20 protein-coding genes and 1 pseudogene are annotated in these 21,301 nt (G+C 43.9%); 9 read left to right on the plus strand and 12 right to left on the minus strand.

The features are described 5' to 3' along the window. Positions 1 to 17 precede the first annotated feature (17 nt). The 6 genes and pseudogenes from prmA to uvrA form a co-directional block, all read right to left on the minus strand. Positions 18 to 851, minus strand: coding sequence for a 50S ribosomal protein L11 methyltransferase (prmA, locus tag AHMF7616_RS24420; RefSeq protein WP_115375267.1), 834 nt, complete (start codon positions 849 to 851; stop codon positions 18 to 20). 110 nt (positions 852 to 961) lie between these two features. Further along, positions 962 to 1,351 carry a 7(1) septoil knot domain-containing protein gene (locus AHMF7616_RS24425; protein ID WP_233507732.1) on the minus strand — a complete coding sequence of 130 codons (390 nt, stop codon included), beginning with the start codon at positions 1,349 to 1,351 and terminating at the stop codon, positions 962 to 964. 103 nt (positions 1,352 to 1,454) lie between these two features. Beyond that, positions 1,455 to 2,215, minus strand: a pseudogene (gene tpiA, locus AHMF7616_RS24430) (triose-phosphate isomerase). An 89-nt stretch (positions 2,216 to 2,304) separates the two neighbouring features. Beyond that, the gene (locus AHMF7616_RS24435; RefSeq protein WP_115375268.1) at positions 2,305 to 2,553 is read right to left on the minus strand and encodes a hypothetical protein; all 249 of its coding nucleotides are present in this window, start codon (positions 2,551 to 2,553) and stop codon (positions 2,305 to 2,307) included. A gap of 128 nt (positions 2,554 to 2,681) precedes the next feature. Continuing rightward, a complete protein-coding gene (locus tag AHMF7616_RS24440) occupies positions 2,682 to 2,975 on the minus strand; it encodes a hypothetical protein (RefSeq protein WP_115375269.1) in 294 nt (97 codons plus the stop codon). Positions 2,976 to 3,095: 120 nt separating this feature from the next. Continuing rightward, entirely contained in the window at positions 3,096 to 5,909 is a 2,814-nt protein-coding gene (uvrA, locus tag AHMF7616_RS24445; protein ID WP_115375270.1) for an excinuclease ABC subunit UvrA, read from the minus strand. 271 nt (positions 5,910 to 6,180) lie between these two features. On the opposite strand from uvrA, the gene AHMF7616_RS24450 reads away from it, so the two are divergent. Then, positions 6,181 to 6,333: a 30S ribosomal protein THX gene (locus tag AHMF7616_RS24450; RefSeq protein WP_115375271.1), complete on the plus strand. Its 153-nt coding sequence runs from the start codon at positions 6,181 to 6,183 to the stop codon at positions 6,331 to 6,333. A gap of 189 nt (positions 6,334 to 6,522) precedes the next feature. Here the strand turns inward: AHMF7616_RS24450 and AHMF7616_RS24455 are convergent, their stop codons facing one another. Continuing rightward, complete coding sequence (locus tag AHMF7616_RS24455; RefSeq protein ID WP_115375272.1) at positions 6,523 to 7,773, minus strand: MFS transporter; 1,251 nt, start codon at positions 7,771 to 7,773, stop codon at positions 6,523 to 6,525. A 298-nt stretch (positions 7,774 to 8,071) separates the two neighbouring features. On the opposite strand from AHMF7616_RS24455, the gene AHMF7616_RS24460 reads away from it, so the two are divergent. From AHMF7616_RS24460 to AHMF7616_RS24475, 4 genes are all read left to right on the plus strand, one after another. Beyond that, entirely contained in the window at positions 8,072 to 8,479 is a 408-nt protein-coding gene (locus AHMF7616_RS24460) for a hypothetical protein (RefSeq protein WP_115375273.1), read from the plus strand. A 240-nt stretch (positions 8,480 to 8,719) separates the two neighbouring features. Then, a complete protein-coding gene (locus tag AHMF7616_RS24465; protein ID WP_233507734.1) occupies positions 8,720 to 9,628 on the plus strand; it encodes an EamA family transporter in 909 nt (302 codons plus the stop codon). 63 nt (positions 9,629 to 9,691) lie between these two features. Further along, positions 9,692 to 10,144, plus strand: coding sequence for a DinB family protein (locus tag AHMF7616_RS24470; RefSeq protein WP_115375274.1), 453 nt, complete (start codon positions 9,692 to 9,694; stop codon positions 10,142 to 10,144). A 77-nt stretch (positions 10,145 to 10,221) separates the two neighbouring features. Continuing rightward, entirely contained in the window at positions 10,222 to 10,701 is a 480-nt protein-coding gene (locus tag AHMF7616_RS24475) for a hypothetical protein (protein ID WP_115375275.1), read from the plus strand. A gap of 11 nt (positions 10,702 to 10,712) precedes the next feature. On the opposite strand, the gene AHMF7616_RS24480 is transcribed toward AHMF7616_RS24475, so the two are convergent. Then, positions 10,713 to 10,988 carry a hypothetical protein gene (locus tag AHMF7616_RS24480; protein WP_147275781.1) on the minus strand — a complete coding sequence of 92 codons (276 nt, stop codon included), beginning with the start codon at positions 10,986 to 10,988 and terminating at the stop codon, positions 10,713 to 10,715. 475 nt (positions 10,989 to 11,463) lie between these two features. After that, a complete protein-coding gene (locus AHMF7616_RS24485; protein WP_115375277.1) occupies positions 11,464 to 14,049 on the minus strand; it encodes a DUF5686 and carboxypeptidase regulatory-like domain-containing protein in 2,586 nt (861 codons plus the stop codon). A 25-nt stretch (positions 14,050 to 14,074) separates the two neighbouring features. Between AHMF7616_RS24485 and AHMF7616_RS27615 the strand changes: the two genes are divergently transcribed. From AHMF7616_RS27615 to xth, 4 genes are all read left to right on the plus strand, one after another. Then, positions 14,075 to 14,206: a hypothetical protein gene (locus tag AHMF7616_RS27615; protein WP_262511739.1), complete on the plus strand. Its 132-nt coding sequence runs from the start codon at positions 14,075 to 14,077 to the stop codon at positions 14,204 to 14,206. 14 nt (positions 14,207 to 14,220) lie between these two features. Then, complete coding sequence (locus AHMF7616_RS24490; RefSeq protein WP_115375278.1) at positions 14,221 to 15,156, plus strand: glycosyltransferase family 2 protein; 936 nt, start codon at positions 14,221 to 14,223, stop codon at positions 15,154 to 15,156. 303 nt (positions 15,157 to 15,459) lie between these two features. After that, positions 15,460 to 15,948 carry a regulatory protein RecX gene (locus AHMF7616_RS24495; RefSeq protein WP_115375279.1) on the plus strand — a complete coding sequence of 163 codons (489 nt, stop codon included), beginning with the start codon at positions 15,460 to 15,462 and terminating at the stop codon, positions 15,946 to 15,948. 118 nt (positions 15,949 to 16,066) lie between these two features. Further along, complete coding sequence (xth, locus tag AHMF7616_RS24500) at positions 16,067 to 16,843, plus strand: exodeoxyribonuclease III (RefSeq protein WP_115375280.1); 777 nt, start codon at positions 16,067 to 16,069, stop codon at positions 16,841 to 16,843. A gap of 99 nt (positions 16,844 to 16,942) precedes the next feature. Here the strand turns inward: xth and AHMF7616_RS24505 are convergent, their stop codons facing one another. The 3 genes from AHMF7616_RS24505 to AHMF7616_RS24515 form a co-directional block, all read right to left on the minus strand. After that, the gene (locus tag AHMF7616_RS24505; RefSeq protein ID WP_233507735.1) at positions 16,943 to 17,473 is read right to left on the minus strand and encodes a DUF4230 domain-containing protein; all 531 of its coding nucleotides are present in this window, start codon (positions 17,471 to 17,473) and stop codon (positions 16,943 to 16,945) included. A 270-nt stretch (positions 17,474 to 17,743) separates the two neighbouring features. Then, positions 17,744 to 18,670, minus strand: a complete 927-nt coding sequence (locus AHMF7616_RS24510) for a 1-aminocyclopropane-1-carboxylate deaminase/D-cysteine desulfhydrase (protein WP_115375282.1) — start codon at positions 18,668 to 18,670, stop codon at positions 17,744 to 17,746. A 116-nt stretch (positions 18,671 to 18,786) separates the two neighbouring features. Continuing rightward, positions 18,787 to 21,186: a YfhO family protein gene (locus tag AHMF7616_RS24515; protein WP_233507737.1), complete on the minus strand. Its 2,400-nt coding sequence runs from the start codon at positions 21,184 to 21,186 to the stop codon at positions 18,787 to 18,789. Positions 21,187 to 21,301: the final 115 nt, after the last annotated feature.

Raw genomic sequence — 21,301 nt, forward strand, 5'->3', positions numbered from 1 at the left:
AATTAATAAGATCAAAATCAAGGGCGTTTGCTAAATACTGCCGATACCCAATTGTTTTTAGTGCGCACCGAGGTAAATTCTAAATCAGCGCTTTGAGCTTTTTCCTGAATCAGCTCTAAATCCTCGGTGTAAAATCCGCTTATTACCAAAAAACCTCCGGGCAATAGTTTTTGCGAGTAAGCCGGAATATCGTCCAGTAAAACATTACGATTTATATTGGCTAAAACCAGGTCGTAAGGTTCATCAGCAGCAATTTGCTGGACATCGCCTAATCGTACCTCAATGCCAGCGCAGTTATTAACTTCTGCATTCTCGCGGGCGTTTTCTACGGTCCAATCTTCAATGTCTACCGCTACAATGTTGGCTGCCCCAAGTTTGCAGGCCATAATAGCCAGAATGCCGGTGCCGCAGCCCATATCTAACACGCGCTTGTTGGTGTGGTCGACGGTGAGCTGGTTTTCAATCATGAGGGTAGTGGTTTCGTGATGGCCGGTACCAAACGACATTTTGGGATTGATGATAATGTCGTACTGCACGTGTTCTGGTTGCGGATGAAAAGAAGCCCGCACCGAGCAAACATCACCAATCAGCAAGGGTTCAAAGTTTTTTTCCCACTCCGCGTTCCAGTTTTGTTTTTCAATTTTCTGGGTTTCGTAGGTAAGTTGGCCGCCTTGGTTATAGCGTTCGAGAACAGACGTTACATAGGCCTCCGAAAAAACGTCCTCGGTGGTATAGGCTTCTAAACCAGTTTCCGTTTCCATGAATGTATCGTACCCATACTGACTTAATTCAGCGGTTAAAATGTCTACTAATTCGGCAGGAGCAGTAATGGAAACTTGTATAAAATCCATAGATAGTGTTGTAATGAAATGTATTTAGGTGTTGTTTAAATCTTAAATTATTGACTGTAAAACCTTCTAACGAATTAAAAATGGTTTTTAAGATGCCTTTTTTTTAAAAATTATTCTTTGCAGCCCGCAAACGAACGGGATTTAGTATAATAAATGGAAAAATCGGCAAAGGCCCGGTTAGTAGTTAGGTATAAAACATGGTCGGCAAAGTCATAGCCCGAGGCAGGATGCCACAAGCCCGGCTTATCGGCAAATAGTTTGTTTTCTTCTTTAAAAACGACCAGGTTGGCAAAAGCTTCGTTGGGTTCCAGGTAAACGGTATAGCGAGCTAATCTTTTGTACTTAGGATCGGAAGTAAGAAAAACGGAACCGTAAATGTTGCAAAATTCTGGTGCAGGTTTTAAGGTATTAATATGATTTACCGAAGCGCTGGTAGTTGGTGCCGCCGCAGTAGGGTGCCCTAAAAAAGTAAACAAAGACAATAATAAACTTACCAGCATTGCTCTAAATTAAGTATAAGTACTGTTTAAACCAAAAAAAATGCCCAGGCGTTCAGGCCCGGGCACAAGTATTGCCAAAAATATACCAATTGTACTATTTAAATTAGAAAGATTTAACGATATCGGTAAAGTCGCGGGACTTTAAAGAGGCGCCACCGATTAATCCGCCGTCTACATCGGCCTGGGAGAATAACTCGCGGGCATTGCTGGGGTTAGCGCTGCCACCATATAAAAGGGTAGTATCTAAAGCGGCCTGGGCATCGTAATGACGGGCAATTTGCTCCCGGATAAAAGCATGCACTTCCTGGGCTTGCGCGCTGGTAGCGGTTTTACCGGTACCAATGGCCCAAACCGGTTCGTAAGCAATTACTACCTGGGCAAATTCTTCGTTGCTCAAGTGAAAAAGACCTTCTTTTAACTGGGTTTCAATTACCTGAAAAGTTAAATCCTGCTCGCGTTGCTCTAACGATTCGCCCACGCAAAAGATGGGTTTAAGATTATTTTTAAAGCAGCTTTTACTTTTAATTCTAATAGTTGATTGTCTTCCTGAAAATATTGCCGGCGCTCGCTGTGGCCCAGAATAACGTACTCAACGCCCACCGATTTTAACATGGCGGCCGATACTTCACCGGTGTAAGCGCCGCTTTCGTTCTGGTGACAGTTTTGGGCACCTAATTTAACTTTTTCGTTACCACCTAGAGCTTTGCCAATAGCCGCCAAAAATGGAAAAGGCGGACAAACTACCACAATGGCAGCGTTGTTAGCTTCGTCCTGCACCATATTGGTAATTTCCGATACCAGCGCCAGACCTTCCTCTTGGGTTTTGTTCATCTTCCAGTTGCCGGCAACTATTTTCTTTCTCATATTTTATTTTTGTTGTTAGGTTCGATTTGCACGTAAGATTACGGATTTTGCGGGGAAATGGCTAACGGTTAAAGTGAGAAGTAAAACACTTAAATGAATAGGACTTTAATTTTATTATCTACTTTCTTAAAATCTCTATCCATAGTAGCAATATGCCAATTATTATTAATAGCTAAAGTAAATTGATAAGCATCATCGAAATCTAAACCAAAACTAACGGAATTACTTGCTATTGTAGGATAGCTCATATCATCTAAACGGCTAATACTTACCTTAGGTAATACGTCTTTGGTAAATTGATTGAAGATTTCTGACTTTTTTTGACGAAAAAGAATCAATCCAATGGAGTGCAGAGAAAAGTCTTAAATAAATAAATTTCCAATTTCTTTATTAAGAAAATCTTTACATTTTTCTTTACTGCCTTGATTCATCAATATCTCAAGAAAAATATTTGTATCCGCTAATATCATTCTCTGATATTATTAATATGATGCTGTAATTGTACACTGTCAAATTTTGTATTTAACTCCTCTAGTTCTCCTTCCCAAGAAAAATCAAATGGGCTAGCTAATTCTTTTGTACTTTCACTATTCTCCCAAGTGCCAAAAGTTTGTTCAAAAGCATCATCTTTTACTCTCAGATCAGACTTAACGGATTGGGTCAACTTTGCTATTAAGTCAAGTTTGTTAGCCGGACTTAGTTTTTTTAAAATTTCTAAGTAGCTGTTTACTAATTTAGTATCTAAGTCTACTGCCTTCATAAGATTATGTTTACAGATTTATTTTCAATTTATTAATTTCTTTGATATCAAATGCTATACTTTATAAACGATATTTTATATAGAATGATAGTTCTTGTATAATATAATTAATCAGTAAAATTACCCCAACTTCTCCCGCAGGTAATCGGCGGTGGCGTTGTTTTCCAGTTTAATCATTTCTTCGGGCGTGCCTTCAAACAATAAATGGCCGCCGTTCGTGCCGCCTTCCGGACCCATGTCGATGATCCAGTCGGCGCATTTCACGATGTCCATGTTATGTTCAATAATAATCACGGAGTTGCCTTTATCGATTAGCGCGTTAATGGCGGTGAGTAATTTGTTAATGTCGTGGAAGTGCAAGCCCGTGGAAGGTTCGTCGAAAATAAACAAGATGCCTTCGGAGTGCGTGGTAGCGCCTTTGGTAAGGAACGAAGCTAATTTTACCCGTTGCGCTTCGCCACCCGATAGCGTGTTAGAAGATTGACCCAAGCGAATATAACCTAACCCAACATCATCGAGCGGTTTTAATTTTTCGATAATCTTGGGCTGTTCTTTAAAGAAATCAATGCTGTCGGCAATGGTCATGTCGAGCACTTCAGCGATGTTCTGGTCTTTGTACTTTACTTCCAGAATATCCTGCTTAAACTTTTGCCCGTGACAGGCTTCGCAAGTCAGGTAAATATCGGCCATAAACTGCATCTCAATTTTTACCTGGCCTTCGCCCTGGCATACTTCGCAACGGCCGCCCTCAATGTTAAACGAAAAATGCGACGGCTTAAAGCCCCGTGCTTTGGCCAAGGCTTGGTCGGCAAATAACGTCCGGATGGCATCGTAGGCTTTTACATACGTAACCGGGTTAGATCGCGACGATTTACCAATCGGGTTTTGATCTACAAACTCAACGTGCGAGATTTTACTGTAACTGCCCTGTATTTTATCGAATTTACCGGTAGCATCGGAGTGGCCACCCAGTACTTTGGCTAAGGCGGGGTGCAAAATCCGTTTAATTAAAGTTGATTTGCCCGAGCCGCTTACGCCGGTAATCACGGTCATCACGTCCAGCGGGAACTTTACCGTTACATTTTTTAAATTATTTTCGCGAGCGCCTACTATTTCAATGGCATTGCGCCACTGGCGGCGGTGCGCCGGAACTGCTACTTGCCGTTTGCCACTTAAGTACTGGGCAGTATACGTATCAGTGGATTGAAGCAATTCGGGGTAGGTACCCTGGAACATGAGGTGACCACCACCCGAGCCCGCTTCCGGACCAATATCAATAATCTGGTCGGCAATTTCCATCATTTTTTCTTCGTGCTCTACCACAATAACCGTATTGCCAATTTTTTGCAGCGAGCGCAATACGCCAATTAACTGTTCGGCATCGCGGGGGTGCAAGCCAATGCTGGGTTCATCCAGAATATACATAGAACCTACCAGCGCACTGCCCAGCGAAGTAGCCAAATTAATGCGTTGCGACTCGCCGCCGGAGAGGGTAGAGGATAAGCGGTTTAAAGTAAGGTAACCTAAGCCTACGCGCACCAGGTAGCTTAACCGATTGGTAATTTCGATGGCTAAGCGGTCAGCAACTTTCAGGTCATGCTCGGAGAGCTGCAAATTTTTAAAAAAATCGAGCACACCAGTTACTGGTTTTAACAACGAATCGGTAATGCTCATGCCGTTAATTTTTACATAGCTGGCATCTTTCCGCAGACGTGTTCCGCGGCAATCGGGGCAGGTGGTACGACCCCGGTAACGGCTCAGCATGACCCGGTACTGAATTTTATGCGTTTGCGCTTGGACGTGGGCAAAAAAAGCATCCAGTCCGTCGAAGTATTTGTTCCCGGTCCAGAGCAGTTGCTTTTGTTCTTCAGTGAGTTCGTTGTAAGGCCGGTGAATCGGGAAATCGAAGCGAATGCCGTTTTTAATGAGCGGAACTTGCCACTCACTCATTTTCTCAGTTCTCCAGGGAGCAATTGCGCCTTCGTACACGCTCAAAGTTTTATCCGGAATTACTAAATCTTCGTCGATGCCTAATACATTACCAAAGCCTTCGCAGCGTTGGCAGGCACCGTACGGGTTATTGAACGAGAAAAAGTTAACCGAAGGCTCCTCGAAAACCATTCCGTCCAGTTCAAACTTATCGGAGAAAATCCGCTTTTCGCCGTTGTAAATAATGTGGCATTCGCCGTGACCTTCGAAAAAAGCCGTTTGTACCGAATCGGAAATCCGGAATTGTAAATCTTCGTCGTCTTTGCGTAAAACGGCCCGGTCTACCAGTATGTATACGTCGCCAGAAATCTCCGCGGCATCGGCACTGATAGCATCTTCGATAAATAATACCTGGTCGTTGTTGTAAATGCGGGAATAACCTTTTTGCAGCAGTAAATCCAGCTCTTTGGTCAGCTTGCGGTCGGGTTGCACTTGTAAGGGCGCCAATATAACTACCCGGGTTTCTTCGTCCAGTTTAAAAATAAAATCAACCACATCGGCCACATTATCTTTCCGGACTGGTTGGCCCGAAACCGGCGAAATGGTTTTACCGATGCGGGCGTACAATAATTTTAAATAATCGTAAATCTCGGTGCTGGTACCTACCGTGGAGCGGTTATTTTTAATGCTTACTTTTTGCTCAATGGCAATGGCCGGACTAATGCCGCGAATGTAATCTACATCGGGTTTATCCATGCGGCCCAAAAACTGGCGGGCGTACGAACTTAAACTTTCCACGTACATGCGCTGCCCTTCGGCGTAAAGCGTATCGAAAGCCAGCGACGATTTACCGGAACCGGATAAACCCGTAACCACAATAAACTGATTACGAGGTAACGCGACGCTCAAATTTTTTAAATTATGAACCCGCGCGCCCTTTATAATAATAAATTGTTTGGGATCCAGAGCGTCGATATCGGGTTGTTCGGTGGTTGCTATTTTCATAGAGTAAATAAAGCCTTTACAGTAAGTAAGGCTAGTTGGAAACAAAAAAAAGCAGCAAATAATTGCCTTTTAAGTAAAACGCAAAAGTACACATACGCAAGCGGATAAAGAAAGGCAATGCCAATATTCTGAAGTTTAGCAATTCGCTAGCGGGCTGGGTGGCAGTTAGATGAACCAACAGGCAGCAGATAGTTATTTTACTTTTGCAACTACCCTTTACTTTTAACGTAAAATTTATTCTGTTCTTAAACTAAAAAAATATAATACCAACATGGGAAAAGGAGATATAAAATCAAAAAAAGGTAAAATTAGCAAAGGAAGCTTTGGTAACAGCCGGCCACGTAAAGTCAATAAAGTAACTACTAAAAAAGAAACCAGCCTGCTAGGTAAGCTGGTGGACAAAGTAAAAGACTTAGTAAAGTAAGATCGCGAATTATACGGATTTTTGATCAGCAGTTTTGATCTGTAATAGCATCGCAATAGCCATCCTGTTTTTTAGGATGGCTATTTTATTTTAATGGCTATTTATAACTTAGTCAGCCCTGCCTATTAATTTGCGGGTTTTTAAATTTAGATAAAATCCTGTTAAGTCTTTAATCCTGCAAATCAAGGTTCAGAGATGTAGTTTTCGTAGTTTATCGGCTTTGTAAGCGGTAATGCCCACTACCAGTAAAGTCATGCAGCCACCAAAAACGACGGAAGGAACTACTCCCAATAGTTTCGCCACAAAGCCCGATTCGAAGGAGCCAATCTCGTTGGAGGAACCCACAAAAATATTATTTACTGAGGAAACCCGGCCTTTCATGTGTTCCGGCGTAAGCGTTTGCATCAGCGTTGATCGGATAATGACGCTAATAGAATCAAACATGCCGCTCAAACCCAAAAGTAGTACTGAAAAGTAAAAACTGGTGGATAGACCGAATAAAATCATGCAAATGCCAAACCCGGCTACGCAAAAAAGCATTTTTTTACCGGCATCTACTTTCATGGGATAATGCGTGAGGTAAGCGGCCATTGCCACTGAACCTACAGCGGGAGCAGCCCGCAAAAAACCTAAGCCTTGCGGACCAGTGTGCAGGATTTCGGAAGCAAAAATGGGCAATAAGGCTACCGCGCCGCCAAATAAAACGGCAAACAAATCCAGCGAAATAGCGCTTAAAATTATCTGGTTATTAAACACAAACCGCAAGCCGGAGAGTAAGCTTTCTTTAATAGGTAAACGTTCCGTGTTTTCGGGCAAAGGCTTGGCACTAATTAAATTGTAAAATATAAAAGCCAGAATGGTTAAACCTACATCGGCAGTGTACGCGGTTTGTACGCCAAAAAAACCGTAGAGCAAACCCCCAATCGCCGGGCCCGCTACTGAGGCTCCTTGCCAGGTGGTGCTGGACCAGCTAACCGCGTTGATGTACCAGGTTTTATCGGGCAACAGTTGCGGCATAAACGAAAAAGTAGCCGGCCCCATAAAACCGCGGGCAATACCGCTCAGGAAAATAACCGAATAAATAGGCAAAGTACCCAGCTGCGCCATGCTGTTTTTTAAATTTAAGGAATAAAACAGCAAACCCGCCGAACAAACCAGTAACAAGCCTACGCAGCTAATGATAATTTTTTTCCGACTGGTGCTATCGGCCACGTGGCCGGCGTAAAGGGCTACCACAATAGAAGGTATTGCTTCGGTTAAGCCGATCAAACCCAAAGCCAGCGGGTCTTGGGTAAGATCGTAAATCTGCCAGCCCACAATTACGGCTTGTATTTGCAAGGCTAAGGTTAAACACAAACGGGCTACAATATACAACCGGAATTCCGGCAACCGTAACACCGCGTACGGATCCTGTTTTGAATTATATTCTTCTATCGACATGCATTTATTTTCTGATTTGTAAAGCTACCTATTCTGCTACAGACCGATTAATTACCAGCAAAGCAACTTACCTGTAGAATTTACCATCGTGGTACGTGCAGATGAGGAAAAAAGCAATTATTTAAAAATATTATTACAGATTTATCTGATTGGCATGAACTCTCCGGTTTATGACATTGTCTTATTTATGACCTTAATTGTTTCCTGCCAAGAATAATTTGTAATCTTGGTAATTTATTCGAGTGTAATCTGGCTGTTGTACGTGCTATTTGGGTGACTTTTAATATAATGCTTTAAGATGATTCTTCCTGAAACTCCCGATTTCTTTCAAATTGCCTACGATACTCAAACCCAAATTGCGGAATTGCACTGGGATCGATATACGGGTTCTGAAACTTTCCGGGATAATTACCGGATGTTAGCGCAGTTTATGAAATCGCATCATTTAAACTGTGCTTTAATTAATGTTCGGGAACGAGGCGAGGTTCCTTATTCGGATCAAGCCTGGTTGTGTCAGGAAGTTTTTCCGGAATTAATTACGCAAACGCGCAAAACGGTAAAATTAGCGTACGTTATAAACGAAATTCACTTTTACGCCTTACAATCTGAATCGCCAAGCGGCCAAATGGAAACTTACGGCGATTTATTGAAAATGCGGTTCTTTCTAGATGAAGCAGCCGCGCGCCAGTGGTTAAAAGCGATTTAGCGTATAACTCCAGCCTGATTCTTTACCTTTTTTCTGCATTTTCCATAAAAGCTTTAAAAATACTTAGCCGCCAGTAGGTACTGTTAATCAGCAAAGCTTAAACAATCCGGAGCGTTTAATAAAGTTTTATAGCCGTACTGTGCCGGACTTTACTGCTTTATTTTTAAAATTGGTGACAGCTTACCCGTCTTCTTATAGGTAAATCCTTTTACCTTTGCCCCGCATTATTTTTTGTTGCCCGTGAAACCAAATAAATATTACTCTGCTGCCATTACTGCTTTTGCTATTTGGGGGTTTATTGTTTTTCCGTTACGAGTAGTTGCTAATTTTCCGAGCGGGCAGATTTTATACTTCCGGGTTTTATTTGCGATGCTGGGCTTAGCTGCTGTTACTTTTTTATTCCGGCGCCAAAGTTTAAGACAAACCTGGCAAGCTTACCAATCCGAAAACCGCCAAGAGAAGCGGCGTCTGGCTTTATTAACCATAACCGGCGGCTTGTTGTTAATGGTTAACTGGCTGGTGTTTATTTACGTGATCAACCACATCGACATCCAGACCGGTTCTTTCTCGTATCTGCTTTGTCCTATTTTAACCGCCTTGCTAGGATATTTAATCTTAAAAGAAAAACTACGGGCTAACCAGTGGTTAGCCATTGGCATTAGTATTTTAAGTTGCTGTTTAATTGGTACCGGAGCGGTCACTAATTTAGTTTATTCCTTATTCGTAGCCCTGAGCTACGCCTTTTTTTTAATTACCCAACGGGCTTTACGACAATATGATAAACTGGTTCTGCTTACTGTACAGCTGATTATTGTGTTTATTTGCATCGGGCCATTTTATACTTTGTTTAAAGGCGATGCTGGTAATTTACCTTTAACCGGTACCTTCTACACTTCGGTAGCAGTGTTAAGTTTCTTGTTTACCATTTTGCCTTTGTTCCTGAATATGTATGCCCTCAAGGAATTAAAATCCGGAACCATCGGCATTTTAATGTACATCAATCCTATTTTAAATTTTTTGATTGCTTTCTGGTACTTTCAGGAAAAAACCAGTTTAGAAAAAACCATTGCTTACGGTTTGATATTTATATCTGTGCTGATTTACAATTTGCCCGCTCGAAAAAAAAGCCCGGCATTGTACGTCAGATGACCGCTGAATAAAGTGGTAAGTAAGCGGTTGAAATCCTAAATTCATGGTAATATAAGTTTGCTCATGCTGCCTTCCCCGCAATCTGTTGCCAATCGGATTAATTACTTATGCGATCTGTTGCCGGATAAATTCCGATTAATACCGGCAGAAGAATTTTCGTTTAAACCGCATCCGGATAAATGGTCCAGAAAAGAAATTTTAGGCCATTTACTAGATTCTGCCGCCAATAACCACCAACGTTTTGTAAGAGGGCAGTTAGAAGATACGCCCGTTATATTTTACCAGCAAGATAATTGGGTGCGCGTTCAGGCTTATCAAAGCGCAAACGTAGCGCTGCTTATTAGTTGTTGGGTAAGTTATAACCGGCACCTGGCCCATGTTATTAGCCAGCTAACACCCGAAAATTTAAAAAAACAATGCCGCGACAAAGACGGGGCAGCGGTTACTTTGGCTTTTTTAATCGAAGATTATGTGCAGCACCTGGAGCATCATTTAAAGCAAATAACCGATTATTAAAAATACCCGCCAGGAGGCTGCAACCTTTTCTCCTGATTTTGGCTCTAATCAGTAAACCAAGCCTAAAATCAGATCCGATGAAATGCTCCTTAGCCCCTTTGCTGGCCTTACTATTATTTACCCGCTGTGCCGAGGAAGAATTGCCCGCCGCCGGGCAAGGTAATTTAAGCCGCGATGTCGATATCGCGCTAAACGAAACAGTAGCGTTATCCGAAGCATCGGAAAGCAGGAGTAGTGAAAATAAAGTGCGGGTACACCTAGCCGAAATAAACGATAGTCGTTGCCCGATGAATGTTAATTGCATCCGTTATGGATCGGCGGTAGCGCAATTATGGCTGGAACAAGATCAGGAAAAATCACCAACCGTAGCCTTGGTAATCGGGGAAGCTTTGCCCAACGATCCGCGTAAACTCCGGAACCGCACCGCTGATACCACTTTGGTAACCGTAGCCAACACCCGGTACCAGGTAATTTTAAAAAACGTAACGCCTTACCCTTGTGCGGGCTGCCCCAACCAGGAAACTCCGCGTGCTCAGATTGTAGTTACAACTAAATAAAAAAGCCTGAATTACTTCAGGCCCCGGGCAGTAGAATCTACGTTTTCTACGTTAGGCTCGCCAAGCTGATTTGCCTGATTAGCATTTTCGGCGGTGTCGCCGATGGGTGCTGGGCGCGGTTCCGAAAGATTAGAGGAGTCGCCCACAATAGCCTCAGCTGTACCTTTTTCTCCGGCCGGGTAATCTTCCCGCGGATTTTTTTTATCGGACGAACAGCTTACCAGTAAGGTAAACGCGCTAGCTATTAGTAAGTTATTCCGGGTATTTGCTAAAAAAGATACTTTCATAGTTTTATTCTGACCAATGGTTTGCACTGTGTAAACGAGGTAAATGGTTAAAAAGTTGAGTTCGATTTTTACGGCGGCTATTTCAAAATTTCGTGATCTAAACTTTTCTTGAATATTTTCCGGAAGCAAATAAACCAGGGCTTTTTAAGGCACTTGGTAATACTTTAGATTTTTTTAGTAATGTATTTGAAAGGGTTAGTGCGAGCTTGGTATTCATCTTACTATTACTACTTGAGTTACAAATTCAAATGTGAGCGCCAAGCTTACACTAGCGAACAGAAAGTAAGCCCACTATTGATTTAGATGCGGCTAACCAACTTTACCGGGTTCTCCGCCCAAAGACCAGTAAAAATTTAAAAAAACGCAGTTGAGTTAAGTAACAGGACAAAATTAAGTTGATAAAAACCTGAGTTTAAGTACTTGATTATTAATTTATTAACGATCGAACAACGAACAACTAAAAACGACCAACTACTTAAAACCCGAAACCTAACCGCAAGCCCGACCCTACTTTTTCGCGGCTCTCGAAACCGGTAAAGAAATCGACGCGTAAAATTTTAAAAATATGCTCTACCCCAAAACCCAGTTCCAGGTAATGACCAGCTTTCACGGTATGTAAATAATTAGCGCTTCCTACTTCCTGCCATTTCAGCCGACGGAGCAGCGGAATTTTGTTAAAAATAAAGCCGTTGAAATCGTGGGTAAAATGTGCCTCCAGATAACCTTTACGGGTGCTGTAGCGGTAATAATCCAATAACTGGAAACCACCGAAAGCTCCCGCGTAAAGAATCCGGTTACCGGCAAAATGCTTGTAATCCATGAGCCACAAGTGCTTGCTGTTTAAAAAAGTACCTACCTGAACAGAATAATCAGTTTCGCCTACCAAGCCCAACTTTAGTTCATCGCTAATGTTCAACGATACCCGGTCGAAGTTCACGTCGCTGCCTAAAATTTTAAAAAATCCCTTGGTATAGTTCAGCCGGAAAGTCGGGTACTTCGATCCCAAGATCCATTTTTCGTCCGGGCGATTAATGTACTGCTGGCCGGGCCGGAGTTGGAGCGTTACACTGCCTACCAGGGCCTGGTGGCGGGTAAAAGAAGCATCGGCTAGTTCGGCATTTACGGGTATGTTGGAGGTAAACTGTTTGGTGGTATAATCGCGGAAAGTAAAATCGGTGGCATTCTGCAGTTGTTGCCGGTCGGCGTATTCCAGGCTGGTTGTTAAGTAAATTCCGTTCCGGATTTCGAGGTTATGGCGCACCAGCAGATTGGTTTTCTGGTAAATTTTTAAAAAATTCTGTTCGTAGAGCAAGGTGTACAAAGCATTCCAGAACGGAGTAATAGGTTCGTTGTTGTTGTACTGCGCCACAAAATGCCCGGCTTCGGCGGTTACCTGCGCAAACCGGTGCGGGTTGTAGTAGTAATTGGTCAACACCTTGCCGTATAGTTTCCGGCTCGCGAACCCATAGCGCAGGGTAGGCGCCACCGTGAAGCCTTGGTTGGTTTCTTCTTCGCCTTTGCGGTAGCGTACGCCCAGGTTTAAAACGGTACCTTCTACGGTGTTGTATTGCAGAATAGAATTGGTGTTGAGCACGGCCAGCAAGGGATCTACCGAAATGCTGTAATGCTTAAACGAATTGCGGTACCGGAAACCGGCTAAAAACAAGTTGCCTACTTCAAACTTATTGGCGCGCTTATCCACGGAGTCGCGGTAAGGTTTCGATGCCTGAATGTGTTGTAAACTATCTTTGCTGACGTAGTCTTGTTGCTCTTCCAACGTGAGCGGTATAGGCCGGATCTCGTCCCAGTAAGCGGTGTCACGTTTATTGGCGTTGGGTTCTACGCGCATCAACTCGTTTTTAGGTTGTTTAAAGGTGCTGATGGAATCCAGCGTGGCCAGCTTTTGCTTCGCTAATTTTTTAAGTTTTCTTTTTTTAAGGATGGGTAGTTCCGGTTCCGGCACGGCAGGGGCACTAGGGGCAGGGGCTACCACCACGGGTTTGCTGTAGGCCGGCACCACGTTGTATTTAGAATAAACCGTCGTGAAAAAGCCATTACCTTTAAAACCAAACGAATCAAACTGTACCGTTAACTTTTGCGAAAACAACATCCAGACACCGTCTTGGGCCGGACCAAAAACCTGGTCGATGCGCAGGGTATCGGCGTATTCTATCTGCGATTTCTGGGTAAGTTTTAAGCTGGTGCTGTGGAGGCGGTAACTATTGTCCAGAATATAAACGTATCCATTAAAGGCTGGGTCGTTGGCGCGAATAGGCGTAACTTTAATTTTGTTAATCGTTTGTCCGTTTTCTACGGAAGTACCAATTAGTTTGTACCGGTAAAACAAAAAGGCATTATTGGCTATCGGTGAAATAAAAGCCCGCTCACTTAACCCCGGAATGCGCAGCAAATTATCGTAAAAATTAAAATTTACCCGCGAGGCCCGGTTAAACGAAAATCCTTTGGTGTCGCCACTTACTTTACTCGAAAGCATGCGCTCGTGGGTTTTGTTGGGTTGCCGGAAGTTTACCTCCGATACCGTTTCGGATAAATACACAATACCCGGTTTTACTTCGTCTACTTTTATACCCATAACCCGGTTGGGTACTTTTAACAAGCGGCCTAAACCCTTGGTATAAACCCGGCAGCTGTAAGCGGCTACTTCGTTGCGGTGGTAATTCCGGCGGGCAATCGCTTCGCGCATGATGCCGTACGCCGGGTCTTTGTCGGTGGCGCGCACCACTACTTCGTTTAAGTTGTACACGTCGGGTTGCAGGGTTACGTGGTGCGTTACCGGCTCCGCTGTAATTTCTACGGTATCTATTTGTGCTTTATAGCCTACGTATTGGTAAACCACCTGGTAGGTGCCGGGTGCCAGCGTTAACTGGTAGTAGCCTTGTTCGTTGGTGGCCGTGCCAATCGTAGAATTTTTGACGTACACGTTCGCGTAAGCCAGGCCCGTGCCCTGCAAGTCGGTAACCCGGCCCTTTAGTAAACCAGCTTGCGTAAACGGGTGTATAAAAAAGATAAAATTTAAAAAAAGTAGTAGCCGAAACCGCATGCCCTTAAAAAAACTGAGTACGATAATGATAAACGATAGATGTCATTCGGAAGTAGCGCGTTGCCTGGTTTTGTTTTTGTTTCGTAACCCAGACCACTTACCTTTACGGGTAGCGGTAGCCAGGGCCCAACTTCCTGTTATTGTATCTTTAGCTTAAACTAAATAATTGCGGTGGAGTTATCTGTTGTTATACCTGTTTACAACGAAGCGGCTAATGTATTAGTGCTTTACCATCGGTTACAGCAAGCCATTCAACCTTTAGCTATCTCGTACGAGTTACTATTTGTAAACGATGGCAGCGCTGATTCCTCGTTAGATTTAATTAAACAACTCGCGCAGCAAAATACCCAAGTACGTTACCTGGATTTTAGCCGCAATTTTGGCCAGCAAATTGCCATTAGCGCCGGCCTCGACAAAGCCAAGGGCAATGCCGTGGTTATCCTGGACGGTGATTTGCAGGACCCGCCCGAACTAATTCCGGCTTTGTATGCACAATGGCAAAAAGGCCACGAAGTAGTGTATGCCCGCCGGAAAACCCGGGCCGGCGAAAGTTTAACTAAAAAAACAACCGCCCGATTATTTTACCGTTTGCTCACCCGCATTACCCATACTTCCATGCCCGTTGATGCCGGCGATTTCCGGATTATTAGCCGCAAAGTGGTAAATACGCTCAAGCAAATGCCCGAACAGCAAAAATTTATCCGGGGCCAGATTGCCTGGCTGGGCTTTCCGCAAACCTTTCTGGAGTACGACCGGCTGGAGCGCTACCAGGGCCAAAGTGGGTACTCGTACACGAAAATGATCCGGCTGGCGCTCGATGGCATTACTTCGTATTCGAACCTGCCCTTAAAAATGGCTACGGTGAGCGGTTTTGGGGTGTCGGGTATTGCTTTTCTGGTGATGCTCTACACGCTGTATTCCCGGTTCATTACCCGCGATTACGTACCCGGTTGGTCATCGCTGATGGTAAGTATTTTGTTTTTAGGAGGGGTGCAACTTATTGCCATTGGGATTATTGGCGAATACATGAGCCGTTTAAGCGAGAACGTACGTAACCGGCCGCTTTACATTGTTAACGAAACGAATATTCCCGAGGAAGTAAATTAAAAAAATGAACCTTCTTTGTTGTAGATTAAAATGCACCCCACCTTGGATAAGGAGGGGTTGGGGGTGGTTGATGATTTAATGGTTTGATTTTACTCACTGCTTTTCCAGATATAAATTGGGTATTTAAAAAACCAAAATTGAAATTTCTTAAATAATTTTATTCACCTGCTTTTTACGGCTATTGCTAAACTGTTCATCTACCAATTCTGTTTAGTAAACAAGAGTAGAATACCCGGTCCGCCAAATTTTTAAAAAAGACACGGTTGCTCTTAGCTTGTGCTTTAATTGTAAACTCAGAATACTTTGCAGGAACCCCGGAAAAAGAAAACGTATACCGTAAAGGAAGCTTTGCTAAAAGCCGCGGCTTATTGCGCTTACCAGGAACGAACGCAACAAGAGGTTCGCAATAAACTGTACGCGTATGGTTTGGAGTTTGAAGAAGTAGAAGAAACCATTATCCGGTTAAGCGCCGAAAAATTGATTGACGAAGAACGTTACGCCAAAGCTTACGTGCGCGGCAAATGTAACTTAAAACGCTGGGGGCGCCGGAAAATTATGCTTGGTTTAAAAGCGCAGCAAATATCGGATTACTGCATCCGGCAAGGCCTGAAAGAAATTGATCTGGATACGTATTGGCAAAATTTGCTTTACCTCGCCGAAAAGAAAAACCGCACGGAAAAAGAAAGTAATCCTGCTGTGCGTAAGCATAAACTCACGCAGTTTTTACTGGGAAAAGGATACGAAAACGACTTAATCCACGACGCAGTACAGGAAGTATTACGGGCAAACTAACTAGTTTTGGATCTCCTTTATTGCCATTTTTGTCGCTTCCGGAAGTAATTAATGGTAAAGCTAGCTGGCTTGCCCGGTAACGAAATACAAGTTCTGTTTTAAAAGCATTTTTTTATAAATGAAAATAGCTACCTATAATGTGAATGGAATTAATGCCCGGTTGCCGGTATTGCTGCGTTGGCTCCAGACCACCGCGCCCGATGTAGTTTGTTTACAGGAGCTAAAAGCGCCGCAGGAAAAATTTCCAGAGGGTGCTATTGCTGAAGTAGGTTATAAGGCCCTTTGGCAAGGACAAAAAAGCTGGAACGGCGTAGCCATTTTAACGCGGCAGGCCGAAATCAAGGAAGTAGGGCGGGTGCTGCCGGGCGATCCGGAAGATACCCAGAGCCGTTATCTGGAAGCAATGGTTAACGGCATCCTGATCGGTTGCCTTTACTTGCCAAATGGCAACCCGGCCCCGGGACCAAAATTAGCGTATAAACTCCGTTGGATGGAAAGGCTACAAACGCATGCGGCAACGCTTCTGGCGAAGAATATACCGGTAGTATTAACCGGAGACTTTAATGTTATTCCAACCGAATCAGATGTTTACCGGCCCGAGCGCTGGCTGGATGATGCTCTTTTTCTGCCCGAGGTCCGGACGGCTTTTAAAACCCTGGTGGAGCAAGGTTGGACGGATGCCCTCCGAAAGCTTTATCCGGAAGCAAAGATGTACACTTATTGGGATTATTTCCGCAAGGCCTACGACCGGGATGCCGGTTTACGGATTGATCATTTTCTTTTGAGCTCCCATTTAAATAACCGGCTCATGGCGGCGGGCGTGGACCGGACCGTACGCGGATGGGAAAAAACAAGCGATCATGCGCCGGTATGGATTGAACTAACGGACCAGTAGTTACTTAAGAAACTTAAAAGATCAGCCGTAAATACTTTGCAGGGCAAAAATTTTAAATTTTTAATGCCGACGTAAAAGCGTAATTTTAAAATAAGCGCTTTACCGCTTAGGCAAAACTGGGGGGGCTTGCGTAGTGTGTTTATGCTCTAAAATCACTTGCTTGCCGGTTAAGCTTTCCAATAAAGGTTTTAAAATTTTATCGGCGTTTACGGCGGTTTGCTGCAAAATGCCGGAATCGAGCGCTGACTTGCGAATGTGCTTTTCGGCAAATTTATACCCTTCGTCTACCAGAGTGGCATCCTGGAAATAAGTATTGCGCAGGGCAAATACTTTGGATTTATCGTGATCTACTTTAAAGTAACAGATTTCGGGTTCGGGCAGCTTTACGGTAATTACCGAATCGTTGGTAAAAGTAATATCCTGGGCGGTAACCTGGCGTAAATCAATGCATCCGACGGCCTCGCCGGCCACAATCAATACACTGCTGGAATTAGGTAGCCACTGCGATACTTCTTTTTCGTACTCCACCACATCTTTAAAATTATACCGCACCAGTTCCAGGTTACCCAGATCATCAATCTTATCCAGAATGGTATGATGGGTTAACTTAACCTTTTCTTTACCGGCCATAAAATACGGTACTATTTTCCAATAGAGAAAAAGCGCGGCTATTATAAGTATAGCCCAAGGTATAAAGCGCTTAAAGAGGTAACGAAGCATTAAAGTATTGTGGCTTTAACTGGATGTGGGTTCAAGGTATGTTAATCCAACGAAATAAAGGTAATTTCATTTTAAATTAACCACTAGGGCAAGTGGATCGGGCTAGTTGTTTGACCAGACTCCAACGAAAGTTTACAAAAAATTCTTTTTTAAATTTTTCGCAGGTTTAAGTACTAAGCTCTAAATGGCCGTTTGCGTTTCTAATCCGAAATGCGGATTAAAGCCGGGCAAGCCTTGTAAGCCGCCCGTATGAATGGCAATTACCGTACTGCCGGGTTCAAAAAAATTTTGCCGTACTAAATCATAAATACCGTACAGCATTTTACCGGTGTAAATAGGCTCGAGCGGAATATGGTGTTTTTTTTTGAAGCCCTGGATAAAGGCTAGTAACTCCGGTTTTACTTTTGCGTAACCGCCAAAATGATAATTAGTTTGTAACTGCCAGTTCGCGTACTCCTGGCCGTTATATTCTTTTATCAGGTTGGCAATATCTTTTTTTAAAAATTCACCTCCTTTTAGCGCCGGAAAACCTAAAATTTGACCGTGATCCTGTACCCCCACAATAAGGCCGGCTAGCGTGCCCCCGGTACCCGCCGCGCAGCAGATATAATCAAAAGGTACGATCATCAGTTCCTCCACAATTTCGGTGCAGCCTTTTATGGCAAACAGGTTGGTACCCCCTTCCGGAAGTACGTAGGCGTTGGGATACTGATTTTTTAGATTTTCCAGAAAAACAACTTCTTGTTTTTGCCGGTAAGTAGTCCGGTCGAGATAGTGCAACTGCATGCCGCAGCTTTGCGCCCATGCCAGAGTAGGGTTCAGCGTTTCGTGCGGTTCACCGCGAATAAAGCCGATGGTTTTAAACTGAAACTCCCGGCCAGCGGCAGCTACCGCCGCAATATGATTAGAATAAGCACCGCCAAAAGTAAGCAAAGTGCTTTTTTGTTGGTTTTGGGCCTCCTGTAAGTTGTATTTTAGCTTGCGCCACTTATTACCCGAAATATGCGGGTGCAATAAATCTTCGCGTTTCAGGTACAAGGTAACTTTTTTGTCCTGCAACAAGGGTTCGGTAATGCGTTGTAAAGGGGCAGGAGCCGGTACTATCAAATTATTTTTTACTTATTACCCGTAAATAATTTTAAAAATAAGTCTGTCCTTCGGGCAGAAACGTTAACGCTGCCTAATGAGTTAGATTCTTGCTGAAGAACAGACCAAATAGAAGCTTAATAATCTTTGCTGGTGGAGTCTTTTATTTCTTCGTCTTTTTCTGATTTTACTGCGTACACGATGCCCCCAATAATAATTAAAAGCATCAGGATAGAAGAAATTAGCGAGCCGGTATTGCCTAAACGGTACGAAGCCGGTTCAAATTTAAATTCTACGGTGTGTTTACCGGCGGGTACCGGCATGGCCCGCAAAATATAATTAGCGCGGATGTGGGTAACCGGTTTGCCATCCAGGTAAGCTTGCCAACCTTCGGGATAATAAATTTCCGAAAAAACCACAAAGCCGGCCTGCGCCGCCGAAATGGTATACACCAAATCGTTGGGTTCGTATTTCGTGAGCGTGGCCGTAGAACCAGCCGCGTTAAATTGGGTTTGGGGCACCGGAAACTTCGATACATCCACTACCGCTTCGGTAGCCGGCTCAAACGTTTTTAACGCCGCCAGCTCTTCGTCGGGGCTATTTACTTTCGTAATTTTCTGCACAAACCAGGCATTGCCCAAAGCCTGCGGATTACGCTGTACAGGTTGTTGCTGATTGCCGGTGATAAAGTACCGGGTATTGAGCATATTTAAAACTTTAATGTTATTCTGGGCAATGTGCTGCTCGATCACATCAGCGTAGCGCCGCAGTTTAGCCCCATGATAACCTCCAATGGATTTATGGAAATAAGAAGTACGGGCTTCGTTAAACGGATCACCCAGGTTTAATACCCGGTAACTTAAATCCTTATCCTGTAAAATAGCCTGATCGGCGGGAGTAGGTTCAAAATGCGTTTCCGTTAAGTTTTTCTGAAAATCATCGTTGTTCAAGTAACGCTTATCTACCGTCCAGAGATCAACCAAAATTAAAAAAGCAATAACAATGGTGGCCGAAGTAACGGCCAATTTATGACGCAAGTAAAAATACAGGACTCCGGCAGCCAGCGCAACAAAGATAAAAGAACGAATTGCATCACCGCGCATCATACTGGCCCGATCGGCCCGAACAGCATTAATCAGCCAAGCTTGCTGCAAGGTACGTTCATCGTTCGGGTTCGAGAAGCTGCCCATACCCGCGAATAAAAATACCAGTAAACAAATACCGGCCGTAATGCCCGCCGCGTACAATAATTTTTTCTGGGAATCTTTTACATCGCCTTTGTACAAAAACCGGTACAAGGCAAAAATGCCCAATAAAGGCATGGTAATCTGGGCAATTACCAAAGTCATAGATACGGCCCGGAATTTATTGTAAGCCGGAAAGTAATCGAACATGAAGTAATTAAACGCCGGAAAATTTTTACCCCACGAAAGCAGAATGGATAAAATAGTACCGGCCAGCAACCAATACCGGATGCGCTTTTCCACGACAAACAAACCCAGTACAAATAAGAAACACACCACCGCCCCCACGTAAACCGGGCCGCTCGTGCTGGGCTGGTCGCCCCAGTACAACGGAAAACCTTTTAAATATTCTTCTACCTGCACTTCCGGAATGCCGTTCTGCATCATGGCTTTGGCCGTTTCGGAATTTTCGCTTAACGATCCCACACTGGCGCCCCCGTAAAAATTAGGAATAAGCAAAGTCATGGTTTCGCCGACGCCGTAGCTCCAGTTAAAAGCATAATCCCGGTCCAGCCCCGTCGATTGGGCGTTGCCACTGTTGGGCGCTTTTAATTCAGATTTACCCCGGATGGAATATTTGGTGTATTCAGCCGTGGTGTACAAACGGCCAAAGCTTACCCCAGCCGCAATTACGGCGCAAATACCCAGCACCACCACCCGTTTTAAAAAGTCGGGCAGCCACTTGTTTTTAACAGCATCGATAAAGTAAACAATGCCAAAAATAAGTACCAGCAAGAGCAAATAATAGGTTATCTGCATGTGGTTCGACCGGATGTGCATGGCCAAACCAAACGTAAATAAAGCGGCTCCTAGCCACAATTGCCGGTTTCCGCGCCGGAAAGCGTATAATAAACCAGCCAGCGCCAAGGGAATGTAAGCGATTGCCAACGATTTGGTATTGTGCCCGGCTGCCAGAATAACCAGATTATAAGAGGTAAAAGTAAGGGCGAAAGAACCGGCAATGGCTAGCCAGGTGCTCATACCCATTACCACAAACAAAATATACGCACAAACCAGTGTCAGGAAAATATTAGCCGCTACGGCCGGCAGGTTGAGCGTAATGGTATTATGAAAAATGTACGAAAGATCACCGGGAAAGCGGGTGGTGATCAGGTAAGCCGGCATACCGCTGAACATCGAATTAGTCCAGAGAGGCTCTTGCCCGTTGTGTTTATCGCGGTAATCTTGTATTTCTTTAGAGCCCCCTTTTGATTGCAGGATATCGCCTTGCACCAAGCTTTTGTTTTCAAATAATATCGGCGAAACGTAAACGGCAGTTAAACCCAGAAACAATAAAACGGCGAGTACGTGCGGCAGAACATTTTTTTTAAATTAAAGGCCTGCCGGGTGGTAGGGTTGTTTGTTACTCGTTGTTCGTTATTCGATACGACTGCTTTTTTCATATGGT

Source organism: Adhaeribacter pallidiroseus (assembly GCF_003340495.1).
In the GTDB taxonomy this organism is placed as follows: domain Bacteria; phylum Bacteroidota; class Bacteroidia; order Cytophagales; family Hymenobacteraceae; genus Adhaeribacter; species Adhaeribacter pallidiroseus.

What these genes read in the sequence shown, in the direction of transcription:
- prmA (WP_115375267.1), bottom strand. Translation starts at nt 851, where the DNA reads ATGGATTTTATACAAGTTTCCATTACTGCTCCTGCCGAATTAGTAGAC.
- AHMF7616_RS24480 (WP_147275781.1), bottom strand. Translation starts at nt 10,988, where the DNA reads ATGAAAGTATCTTTTTTAGCAAATACCCGGAATAACTTACTAATAGCT.
- AHMF7616_RS24460 (WP_115375273.1), top strand. Translation starts at nt 8,072, where the DNA reads ATGATTCTTCCTGAAACTCCCGATTTCTTTCAAATTGCCTACGATACT.
- AHMF7616_RS24450 (WP_115375271.1), top strand. Translation starts at nt 6,181, where the DNA reads ATGGGAAAAGGAGATATAAAATCAAAAAAAGGTAAAATTAGCAAAGGA.
- AHMF7616_RS24475 (WP_115375275.1), top strand. Translation starts at nt 10,222, where the DNA reads ATGAAATGCTCCTTAGCCCCTTTGCTGGCCTTACTATTATTTACCCGC.
- AHMF7616_RS24425 (WP_233507732.1), bottom strand. Translation starts at nt 1,351, where the DNA reads ATGCTGGTAAGTTTATTATTGTCTTTGTTTACTTTTTTAGGGCACCCT.
- AHMF7616_RS24505 (WP_233507735.1), bottom strand. Translation starts at nt 17,473, where the DNA reads ATGGCCGGTAAAGAAAAGGTTAAGTTAACCCATCATACCATTCTGGAT.
- AHMF7616_RS27615 (WP_262511739.1), top strand. Translation starts at nt 14,075, where the DNA reads ATGATAAACGATAGATGTCATTCGGAAGTAGCGCGTTGCCTGGTTTTG.
- AHMF7616_RS24470 (WP_115375274.1), top strand. Translation starts at nt 9,692, where the DNA reads ATGCTGCCTTCCCCGCAATCTGTTGCCAATCGGATTAATTACTTATGC.
- AHMF7616_RS24485 (WP_115375277.1), bottom strand. Translation starts at nt 14,049, where the DNA reads ATGCGGTTTCGGCTACTACTTTTTTTAAATTTTATCTTTTTTATACAC.
- xth (WP_115375280.1), top strand. Translation starts at nt 16,067, where the DNA reads ATGAAAATAGCTACCTATAATGTGAATGGAATTAATGCCCGGTTGCCG.
- uvrA (WP_115375270.1), bottom strand. Translation starts at nt 5,909, where the DNA reads ATGAAAATAGCAACCACCGAACAACCCGATATCGACGCTCTGGATCCC.
- AHMF7616_RS24455 (WP_115375272.1), bottom strand. Translation starts at nt 7,773, where the DNA reads ATGTCGATAGAAGAATATAATTCAAAACAGGATCCGTACGCGGTGTTA.
- AHMF7616_RS24440 (WP_115375269.1), bottom strand. Translation starts at nt 2,975, where the DNA reads ATGAAGGCAGTAGACTTAGATACTAAATTAGTAAACAGCTACTTAGAA.